We start from the raw sequence: 10,382 nt of genomic DNA, 5'->3' as shown, positions 1-10,382 counted from the left end.
TTGTTGCCTTTATTGTTCTGATTTTCAGGACAATTAATCATATGCAGTGCGTATTAAGGCCAAGAACTTCGCCATCATCATGGAATCCATTCAGTCGAACGAGCGCGACTTCCCGGATTACGTGACCGTCGACACCGGCAACTTCAAGGGCACCTACCTGCGCGCCCCGAACCTGGCCGACGTTCCGTACCCGACCCAGATGGAACCGAACCTGGTCGTCGAATTCTATTCGCGCTAACGGTTTCGGCCCCAAGGGGCACAGATCAGGCCGCATCCTCCGGGATGCGGCCTTTTTTGTTGCCTTTATTGTTCTGATTTTCAGGACAATTAATCATATGCAGTGCGTATTGTCGCAATGGTTCGGTGGGTGTAGCTTTCATCTCAAGACGACGGCGCCCCTTGCCGGCGCCCCTCCCACAAGAGATCTGAAAGGTTTACGACCATGAACACCCTGATCGCCAACAATGCCAAGTTCCTGCCCGTCGCTGGCCGTGTGCTGCTGGCCGCCATCTTCATCTCTTCCGGCCTGTCGAAGGTGACCGGTTGGGAGGGTAGCCTTGCCTATGTCGGCTCCGCCGGTCTGCCGCTGCCGTCAGAATTGCTGCTGCTGGCCGCCATCGTGACGGAACTGGTGGGTGGCGCCCTTGTGGTGGTGGGTTTCCAGACGCGGGCCGCCGCCTTGGCGCTGGCTGGCTTCTCCGTCATCTCCGCCATCCTGTTCCATAATTACTGGGCCGTGACGGATGCGCAGATGGCCTATGTCCAGACCATCATGTTCTGGAAGAACCTGTCGATGGCCGGCGGCTTCCTGGTTCTGGCCGCCAATGGCGCCGGTGCCGTCGCCGTGGACAATCTGCTGTCCAAGAAGGCCTGATCGCCCTGTAACATCGCTGCAAGGCAAAAGGGGCCGCTCCATCCGGGGCGGCCCTTTCCGCGACTGCTGTATTGGGACTAACGTCACCCCGCGAAATTTGTTTCACTCCCTACATTTTCCAGAGGAAAGCGGGGATGCCACTTGGGTCCGCCCAGTGGCAGCCGATGGCGGGGGGCTTGAAATGAAAATTGCGCGGTGGATTGCCATCATGTCGTGCTGCCTCGCCATGGCGACAGCTCAGGCCCAATCGCCGGCCCAGGACTGGAAGATGGGCGATCCGCGATCCGCCGGCTTCGATCCCGCGCGTCTGGCCGCGATGACGGCCGCGATCGAGAAAGGCGACTTTCAGAAGGTCACCAGCGTCGTTATTGCCCGCGACGGGCGGCTGGTCTACGAGCGGTATTTCGATGGGGCCGGGCCAGACGCTCTCAGGAACACCCGATCCGCGACCAAGACGGTCACTGGAATGCTCGTCGGTCTGGCGATCGGCGACGGTGCGCTGGCAAGCGTCAATGTACCCGTAGCGTCCTTCTTTCCCGAACTGAGCCCCCTTCAAAATCCCGATCCGCGGAAAGACAAGATCACCGTCGAAGACTTCCTCACCATGAGTTCCCTGCTGGAATGCGACGACAACAACTCATTCTCGCGTGGCAACGAGGAACGGATGTATTTGGTCGAGGATTGGGTGAGATTCACCCTCGACCTGCCCATCAAGGGCTTCCCAGCTTGGGTTACGCCCCCCCACCTTTCGCCGCATGGTCGAAGCTGGAGCTATTGTACCGCCGGGTCGGCAACCCTGGGCCCCCTCATACAGCGCGCAACTGGCAAGGCAATTCAAGACTACGCACAAGAGCGCCTGTTCAGACCACTCGCATTCGGTCCGGTGGAATGGCAGACAACGCCGACCGGTTACGCCATGACGGGCGGCGGGCTGGGATTGCGCAGCCGAGACCTGGCCAAGCTCGGACAACTCTATCTCGATGACGGTGTTTGGCAGGGCAAACGCCTCATCGCCGCAGACTGGGTTCGCGCCTCGACCAGCGCACAGGCGCAGGTCGATGACCAGACGGACTACGGTTACCTATGGTGGATCAAACGTCTGAAGACAGCGGACGGCACGGAACTCGCGTGGCTGATGAGCGGAATGGGTGGCAACAAAGTCGCCGTGTTTCCCCGGCTCCAGATTGTCGTGGTCATTACCACCACAAATTTCCGGGTCAGGGATGCCCATGGTTTATCTGAGCGCCTCCTCACCGACCATGTGCTGACAGCCGCCGGCAAGTAGGCCCACGGTTGCCATCGGCAGGCTCCAAGCTATCCTGGCACCAAAAATCAGGGCCGCTCCATCCGGGGCGGCCCTTTCTCATGCCGGCAACGTTCGGCGCCTATCACGAAGATGGCAGCGGGTTCGCCGGCGTCTGCTTTGAATATTCGTTAAGCTGCTTATTGGTGTTGAGACGCATATCGTCCCATTCCTGCTTGGTCTTGCAGACCTTGTTACGCTTCACGCGCGACCCGGTTTCTTTTTCCGTCTTGCAGATCAGCCGGCCACCATCATTGTCGGCCGGTGCCGTCTGGACAATGGCTTCGGTCGCCGGCTTCGCCTGTTCCTGCGCCCCCGCCGAAGCAACCCCAAGCAAAAGCAACGCTGCGATCATTGCAACATTACGCATTTCCAACTCCAGCTTGATTATTATTCGCCCCGAGACGAGATATTAACCAATCCGGAAATGCTGTATAGTAAATAGATTGCAACGATTACAGTTTATACAATCATTTGCTAAATTGAAATCAATGATATTTCGAAAACCGTTCAGATTCAGAGAGTTATTCTTACGATCCCGTTTAAACCTCTCTATCGCCTCCCCGGCGAAGGCCGGGGCCCAGGGGCCTCAAGCATCAACTTTCCCACCTGCCTTGCTGTCAGCAGCACCAGCGTCGGGCGCGTGGCCCCTGGGCCCCGGCCTTCGCCGGGGAGGCAGATTTTCTCAATTGAAGAGAAATCGGACCGCACCCCAAATGACCAGCAACAAAAAAGGGCCTTCCCTTTCGGAAAGGCCCTTTCGTTGACAATCCTGACGGATCAGGCGGCGTCGGCGGTGGCCACACCCTTCTCGCGCAGCAGGTCCTGCAACTCACCCGCCTCATACATTTCGCGGATGATGTCACAACCGCCCACGAACTCGCCCTTCACATAGAGCTGCGGGATGGTCGGCCAGTTGGTGAATTCCTTGATGCCCTGGCGCAGGGCCGGATCGACCAGGATGTCGATGCCCTTGAACTTGACGCCCAGGTGGCTCAACACCTGCACCACGGCGGCGGAGAAGCCGCACTGAGGGAACACGGGCGTCCCCTTCATGTACAACACGACGTCATTGTCGGCGATATCGCGCTTGATGCGCTCGGCAACCGTCTGGTCCATCTGTCACAGTTCCTTAAGTCCACACCACAGCGCCGCCCCTGCGGTCCCGTGGGAAATCCCTCGACATATAGCGCCGAACCGTCGCCCTTAACAGGGGGTTCGTTCGGCAGGCCAATCATGCGTCCTTGGGTGCCGCCGTGGTCAGCATCAGCGCATGCAGTTCGTTGCCCATGCGACCCTTCAGGGCCGCATAGACGGCCTGATGCTGGGCCACACGGCTTTTGCCCTTGAAGCTGGGGCTTTCAACATAGGCAGCGTAATGGTCGCCATCGCCGCGCAGATCGTCGATACGGACGACCGCGTCGGGGAACGCCTCGCGCAGCAGGTCCTCAATTTCGGAAGCGTGCATCGCCATGGGTCGGGTCCTTTACAATGGCCAGTCCACACCCTCAGCGTCATCCCCGCGCAAGCGGGGACCCAGCGAAAGGCACGGTTAGCGCCGATATGAGTCATGTCGCGGCTATCGCCGCTCTCGCTGGGTTCCCGCTTGCGCGGGAATGACGTTAAGAGGCGGTCACGAGGTGGAACTTACCCCACCTTGCCATTCATATAGTTCGGCAGCCAAGCCTCGTTCGCTTCAATCAGGTCCGCGACCGAAATAATGGCCCCCGACGCACCCGTCAGGGCATTGCCGCCGACCGTGCCGATACGGGACAGGGTGACGCCGGCTTCCGCCGCCTTGGTCTCCACCGCGTCCAGATTGGCAGCGGTGACGGTCAGGACGTAACGGCCCTGATCCTCGCCGAACAGCTCCGCCACGTGCCAGCCGTCCAGGCCGGACAGGTCGGCACCCTTGTTGCCGGCCATAGCCATTTCGGCCAGCGCCACCTGCAGACCGCCATCCGACACGTCATGCGACGCACTGATCAGGCCGGCCTGGATCGCCTCACGCACGAAGGTGCCGTGACGCTTCTCGGTTTCCAGGTCGACGGCTGGTGCCGGACCTTCTTCCAGGCCCAGGATCTCGCGCAGATACAGGCTCTGGCCCAGGTGACCCTCGGTCTCCCCCACCAGCAGAATAACGTCGCCGTCATTCTTGAAGCCCAGCCCCACGGCCTTGTGCCCATCGGCCAGCAGACCGACGCCACCCACCGTCGGGGTCGGCAGGATGCCAACGCCGTTGGTCTCGTTGTAGAGCGACACGTTGCCCGACACGACCGGGTAATCCAGCACGCGGCAAGCCTCGGCCATGCCTTCGACGCAGCCGGCGAACTGCCCCATGATCCGGGGCTTTTCGGGATTGCCGAAATTCATGTTGTCGGTGATGGCCAGCGGCAGGGCGCCGACCGCCGACACGTTGCGATAGCTCTCGGCCACGGCCTGACGGCCACCCTGCACCGGGTCGGCGAAGCAGTAACGCGGGGTCACGTCGGACGACATGGCCAGCGCCTTGTTGGTGCCATGCACACGCACCACCGCCGCATCGGCCTGACCCGACAGGAAGCGGGTGTCGGCACCCACCTGGCTATCGTACTGCTGCCAGATCCAGCGCTTGGAGGCCAGATCGGGGCAGGAAACCAGCTTGGTCAGGATATCGGCCAGCGACAAATCTTCCGGCCACAGTTCATCCTCGTCCAGGTCGAGCGGCGGCTGGGCCGGCGTCTCTTCGGTCGGGCGATGGTACAGCGGGGCGGCGTCGAACAGCGGGGCCAGGGCCAGATCGCAATATGTCTCGCCATTCATCTTCAGGACAAAATGGCCCGTATCGGTCAGGTGGCCGATCACGGCGAAATCCAGTTCCCACTTCTCGAAGATGGCGCGGGCCACGTCTTCGGAACCGGGCTTCAGGATCATCAGCATGCGTTCCTGGCTCTCCGACAGCATGATCTCGTAGGGGGTCATCCCCGTCTCACGCTGCGGCACCTTTTCCAGATGCAGCTCAATCCCCAACCCGCCCTTGCCGGCCATTTCGACGGAGGAGGAGGTCAGGCCGGCGGCACCCATGTCCTGGATGGACTGGATGGCGTCGGTGTTCATCAGTTCCAGGCAGGCTTCGATCAGCAGCTTTTCCGTGAACGGATCGCCGACCTGCACCGTGGGGCGCTTGGCCTCGCTGTCCTCGGTGAACTCCGCCGACGACATGGTGGCGCCATGGATACCATCGCGGCCCGTCTTGGACCCGACATAGACCACGGGGTTACCGATGCCGGCCGCCTTGGAATAGAAAATCTTGTCCTGATCGGCGATGCCCACGGTCATGGCGTTGACCAGGCAGTTGCCGTTATAGGCCTTATGGAAATTGGTCTCGCCGCCCACGGTGGGCACGCCGACGCAATTGCCATAATGGCCGATGCCTGACACCACACCCGCGACCAGCTGACGGGTCTTGGGATGGTCCGGCTCGCCAAAACGCAGGGCGTTCAGGTTGGCGATGGGCCGAGCGCCCATGGTGAACACATCGCGCAGGATGCCGCCCACACCCGTCGCCGCCCCCTGGAAGGGCTCGATATAGGAGGGGTGGTTATGGCTTTCCATCTTGAAGATGGCGGCCTGATTGTCACCGATATCGATGACACCGGCATTCTCGCCCGGACCACAGATGACCCAGGGGGCCGTGGTCGGGAACTTCTTCAGCCAGACGCGCGACGACTTGTAGGAGCAATGCTCCGACCACATCACGGAATAGATGCCCAGCTCGGTAAAGGTCGGCTGACGGCCGACGATTTCCAGCAGGCGGACGTACTCATCGGCCTTGATGCCGTGTTCGGCAGCCAGGGCCTCGTTCACAACGGGTTCCTTGCGGGCGCTCACGACAGGGTCTCCACCAGGCTATCGAAGAAGGCACGGCCATCGGTATTGCCGTGCAGCGGATCGAAGGCGCGTTCGGGATGCGGCATCATGCCCAGCACGTTGCGCTGAGCGTTGAAGATGCCGGCAATGTCGTTGGTCGCGCCATTGGGGTTCGCCTGATCGGCGCTCTGGCCCGGCAGTGCCGTATAGCGGAACGCCACCAGCCCTTCGCCTTCCAGACGCTTCAGCGTCTCGTCATCGGCGACGTAATTGCCCTCGCCATGGCCGACCGGAATGCCGATCACCTGGCCCTTGGCATATTTGCGGGTAAAGTCGCTGTCGTTGTTCTCAACGCGCAGGCCGACCGTGCGGCAAACGTACTTCAGCGACTTGTTGCGGATCAGGGCACCCGGCAGCAGACCCGCCTCGGTGATGATCTGAAAGCCGTTGCAGATGCCGACAACGCGCACGCCCTTGGCGGCCCGTTCCTTCACCACCTTCATGATGGGCGAATGGGCGGCCATGGCCCCACAGCGCAGATAATCGCCATAGGAAAAACCGCCAGGGACGGCGATGACATCGACGTCCGGCAGATCATTGTCCTTGTGGAAGGCCATGTGGGGCTTCTTGCCGGAAGCCTGTTCCAAGGCCACCGCAATGTCGCGGTCGCAGTTGGAACCAGGGAAGACGATGACGGCGGACTTCATCCCGCGTTACCCGTTCCGTTGTGGGTGGGAAGGCGGCAGACCGTCACCGGGACGGCCCCCCGATGCGGCGGGACCCTAATGCCGACAGGGCCTCAATGCAAGATCAGGGGTCCCCCGGCGGGGCCATGGCAGGGCGGCGTTATCGGCGGGTGGGGCGCGGTAGCTCCCTCACCCTCCCATTGGCTGGTGCCAATGGGCCCCTCCCTCTCCCACTTTCGTGGGCGAGGGAAGAAATTTGGCCCCTCGCCCGCTTGGCGGGAGAGGGAGGGGCCCGAACGCGCCAGCGTTTGGGAGGGTGAGGGTACTCCCCCACCCCGCACCAACCCTACTTCTGCCCAAAAACCTTCTTGAAGAACTGCGCCTGCGCCATGCTGGCCACGAACTGGTTCGACTTCTTCTTGAAGCCGTGACCTTCGTCCATGGCCAGGACATAGCCGACCTCACCGCCATTCTTGCGGATGGCGGCCACCATCTGCTCCGCCTCGCCCACCGGCACGCGCGGATCGTTATAGCCCTGGATGACCAGCATGGGCTTGGTAATCTTCGACGCGTTGGTCAGGGGCGAGATTTTCTGCAGGAAGGCGCGCATCTCCGGATCACGCTCGTCCCCATATTCCGGGCGGCGCAGGTCGCGGCGATATTCCGCCGTCGCCTCCAGGAAGGTGATGAAGTTGGAGATGCCCACCGTGTCGGCGCCGCCGGCCAGCTTGTCATTATAGTGGGTCATGGCCGCCAGCGTGGCATAGCCGCCATAGGAACCGCCGGCCACCACAATCTTGTCCCGGTCCAGGTCGGGCTGGGTCGCGACCCAGTCGATCAGGGCACCGATATCCTTGATGCTATCCTCGCGCTTGAAGCCATTATCCAGGCCCAGATAGGTTTTCCCATAGCCTTCCGAGCCACGGATATTGGGCAGCAGCACCGCCGCGCCCAGCTCATTGGCCCAGAACTGCACCGTCGCGCTGAAATTCGGGCGGCTCTGCCCTTCCGGCCCGCCATGGATCAGCATGATGACCGGCAGCTTGCCCGTGGCGTTCTTCGGCTTGAACAGGAAGGCCGGGATCTGCCGCTGATCAAAGGTTGGGAACTGGATCAGGCTGGCATCGGCGAACGTCTCGGTGTTCAGGCCGCCGACCTCGCTCTTGGTCCACTGTTCCACCTTGCCCTTGCCCATATCGACGACATGCACGTCGGCGGGTGCGGTGGGGGTGGTCAGCGATAGGGCCAGCTTCGACCCGTCCGGGCTGAACGACACGCCGCCGATAATGCCCCGGGGCAGGGCGGGCAGCTTCACCGGCTTCAGCGTCTTGGTGTCGATCACCCGCACCGTCGACCAGCCACCCTCATTCAGGACATAGGCCAGACGCTTGCCATCCTGCGACAGCACCGCCTCCTCCACGTCCCAGGGATCGTCAGCGGTGATCCAGGTGGTCTTGCCCGACGCCAGATCATGCAGACCCAGGCGCTTGAACTCCCCTTCCTCGTCCGATGTCAGGAACACGCCCTTGGCATCGGGGGTAAAGCCAACACCGGTCAGGGCGATGGTATCCTTGTCCGGCTTGATGCGGGTCAGCTGGCCCGTGGCGACATCGACCACCGACAGGTACGATTTGGTGATGGCGATATACTGCCCGACCAGCAACTTCCCATCATCCTGGGAGAACGCGACGGCACCCCACGACCCGGTCTGCGCCACCAAGGGCGCGACCGTCGCGGCATCCTTCAACCCGCCGACATAGACATCGGTGTTCTTGCCGTCGCGGCGCGTGCTGGAAAAGGCGAACTTGTCGCCCTTGTGGTTCCAGACCAGACCCTGGTTGCGCGACTTGCCATCGGTAACCAGCGTTGTCTTGCCCGTGGCGGTATCCAGGTGGAAGAACTGGAAATTCTCCGATCCGCCCTTGTCCCAGACATAGACCAGATCGGTCGACCCCTTGGCCGGGCTGAAGGCGGCGCTGGTGATGGGTTCAGCGGCAAAGGTCAGTTGCTGGCGCGCCATCATCGGGCCATTCACCAGATGCAGCTGTGACGTCTCCCCGAACCGGGTGGTGATCAGGATGCCCTTGCCGTCGGGCGTCCAGTCCAGCATGCCGGCGGACCGGGCGGACAGATAGGCCGACAGACGCTCACCCAGCGCCGCATCGACGGCGGGGATATTCTCGGTGACGATATTGCCGTTCTGAACCCGCTCAATCTTGGTGGGCGCCGTCTGGGCCGAGACGGCCCCGGCAGAAAGGGCCAGCACCAGCGCCAGGGCGCTGCCGCGCATGAAATGTCCGATGATCCGCACGTGTCCCGTTCCTTGATTTTTTGCCCGTCAAGGGCTTGTGGATTGCAAGGGCAGCGTAGCGCATCCGCTTTCCGCTGCAAGGGTCCGGGCCCCTTTGAAATCATCCAGAAACAAATCTCCCTTACCCCTGTCTGACCCGCCAAACAGGGAGCATGAAGATGCCCACCGCGAACGAAACCGCCCTGATCGTCATCGATGTGCAGGAAGGCATCCTGCCCGCCGGCGACGGGCCGCGTAATGTCGCCGCCGCCAAGGCCCTGGACGGGGTCGTCGCCCGGCTGGCCGACCTGCAGACACGCGCCCGGACCGCCGGCGCCACCCTGATCCATGTGCAGCATGACGCCGACGACGATCACCGTCTGGCCAAGGGCACGCCGGGCTGGGAAATCCGCCGCGAACTGACGCCGCAGCCGGGCGAGCTGGTGGTGCACAAGACCACCTGCGACAGTTTCCTGGATACGGGCCTGAAGCAGGCACTGCTGGATGGCGGCATTCGCCATGTCATCATCGGCGGCTGCATGACGCCGTTCTGCATCGACACTTCGGTGCGCAGCGCCATCGCCCACGGTTTCGATGTCACGCTGGTCGGTGATGGCCACACGACCTGCGACATGGGCGACCTGACCTTCGAACAGATCATCGACCACCACAACACCGTCCTGGGCTGGTTCGGCACGGCGCAGAACAAGGTGACGGTGAAGAACGCGGCAGAGGCGCTGTAATCAGCAATCCCTGGGCGGGCGGCCTACCACCCGCCCCGGCGCATCCACTCCTCGATCTGGTCCATTCGATCGGCACCCCAGAACGGTTCCCCATCGACGAAGAAGAACGGCGCGCCGAACACGCCCCGGCTGATCGCCGTCTCCGTCTCCACCCGCAACCGTTCCTTCACCGCCGGCTCCGCGATCCCGGCCTCCACCGCATCCCGGTCAAGGCCCAGACTGGCGGCCACATCCAGCACATTTTCGGGCATGGCCATGTCGCGCCCCTCCGCCCAATGGGCATGGAACAGGGCGCGGGCCAGGGCCGCCGGGCTGTGTTCCCCACCGACCTGATCCAGCCAGTAGAAGGCGCGCGACGCCGCCAGTGACGGGAACGGCGCCGGCAAGGGCTGATGCAGCGGCACGCCCCAAAGCCGGGCGCAGCGGGGCACGTCGTGGCGCAGATAGTCGCCCTGCAAGGGCTTGTTCAGGTTGGGCATACCGCCACTGATCCTGAACACCGCCCCCAGCAGGATGGGCCGCCACCGCACCACCCGGCCCCAGCGTTCGGCCAGCGCATCGACGCGGACCGAGGCCAGATAGGCATAGGGGGAGGCGAAGTCGAAATAGAAATCGATGGGATTGCCGCTCATCTCCG

The 10,382-nt window shown here is 62.4% G+C and carries 10 protein-coding genes and 1 pseudogene; 4 read left to right on the top strand and 7 right to left on the bottom strand.

The genetic code is table 11. The annotated features are described in order from the left end of the window. Nucleotides 1-82: 82 nt before the first annotated feature. The 3 genes and pseudogenes from ACODSP_RS26535 to ACODSP_RS26525 form a co-directional block, all read left to right on the top strand. Nucleotides 83-238, top strand: a pseudogene (locus ACODSP_RS26535) (30S ribosomal protein S4); the annotation flags it as partial. Nucleotides 239-442: 204 nt separating this feature from the next. Continuing rightward, a complete protein-coding gene (locus ACODSP_RS26530; protein ID WP_488968523.1) occupies nt 443-874 on the top strand; it encodes a DoxX family protein in 432 nt (143 codons plus the stop codon). A 181-nt stretch (nt 875-1,055) separates the two neighbouring features. Beyond that, complete coding sequence (locus ACODSP_RS26525) at nt 1,056-2,159, top strand: serine hydrolase domain-containing protein (RefSeq protein WP_488968522.1); 1,104 nt, start codon at nt 1,056-1,058, stop codon at nt 2,157-2,159. A gap of 103 nt (nt 2,160-2,262) precedes the next feature. Here ACODSP_RS26525 and ACODSP_RS26520 read toward each other — a convergent pair whose 3' ends face one another. The 6 genes from ACODSP_RS26520 to ACODSP_RS26495 form a co-directional block, all read right to left on the bottom strand. Next, complete coding sequence (locus tag ACODSP_RS26520; protein WP_488968521.1) at nt 2,263-2,553, bottom strand: hypothetical protein; 291 nt, start codon at nt 2,551-2,553, stop codon at nt 2,263-2,265. A 404-nt stretch (nt 2,554-2,957) separates the two neighbouring features. Beyond that, the gene (grxD, locus tag ACODSP_RS26515; RefSeq protein ID WP_054169041.1) at nt 2,958-3,296 is read right to left on the bottom strand and encodes a Grx4 family monothiol glutaredoxin; all 339 of its coding nucleotides are present in this window, start codon (nt 3,294-3,296) and stop codon (nt 2,958-2,960) included. Between the two features lie 115 nt (nt 3,297-3,411). Further along, nucleotides 3,412-3,651 (bottom strand): BolA/IbaG family iron-sulfur metabolism protein, encoded by a 240-nt coding sequence (locus ACODSP_RS26510; RefSeq protein WP_054169042.1) that lies wholly within the window; start codon nt 3,649-3,651, stop codon nt 3,412-3,414. A 173-nt stretch (nt 3,652-3,824) separates the two neighbouring features. Then, nucleotides 3,825-6,047, bottom strand: coding sequence for a phosphoribosylformylglycinamidine synthase subunit PurL (gene purL, locus ACODSP_RS26505; protein WP_488968520.1), 2,223 nt, complete (start codon nt 6,045-6,047; stop codon nt 3,825-3,827). After that, on the bottom strand, nt 6,044-6,733 hold the full coding sequence (purQ, locus tag ACODSP_RS26500; RefSeq protein WP_054169044.1) for a phosphoribosylformylglycinamidine synthase subunit PurQ: 690 nt from the start codon (nt 6,731-6,733) through the stop codon (nt 6,044-6,046). The genes purL and purQ overlap by 4 nt, the downstream gene beginning before the upstream one ends. 325 nt (nt 6,734-7,058) lie before the next feature. Next, the gene (locus ACODSP_RS26495) at nt 7,059-9,023 is read right to left on the bottom strand and encodes a S9 family peptidase (protein WP_488968519.1); all 1,965 of its coding nucleotides are present in this window, start codon (nt 9,021-9,023) and stop codon (nt 7,059-7,061) included. A gap of 158 nt (nt 9,024-9,181) precedes the next feature. Between ACODSP_RS26495 and ACODSP_RS26490 the strand changes: the two genes are divergently transcribed. Further along, nucleotides 9,182-9,745: a cysteine hydrolase family protein gene (locus ACODSP_RS26490; protein ID WP_488968518.1), complete on the top strand. Its 564-nt coding sequence runs from the start codon at nt 9,182-9,184 to the stop codon at nt 9,743-9,745. A gap of 23 nt (nt 9,746-9,768) precedes the next feature. Here ACODSP_RS26490 and ACODSP_RS26485 read toward each other — a convergent pair whose 3' ends face one another. Beyond that, complete coding sequence (locus ACODSP_RS26485) at nt 9,769-10,377, bottom strand: 2-hydroxychromene-2-carboxylate isomerase (RefSeq protein WP_488968517.1); 609 nt, start codon at nt 10,375-10,377, stop codon at nt 9,769-9,771. Between the last annotated feature and the right edge of the window lie 5 nt (nt 10,378-10,382).

This window comes from Niveispirillum sp. FG156, from assembly GCF_057809555.1.
This window is presented reverse-complemented; position numbering and strand designations above follow the sequence as displayed.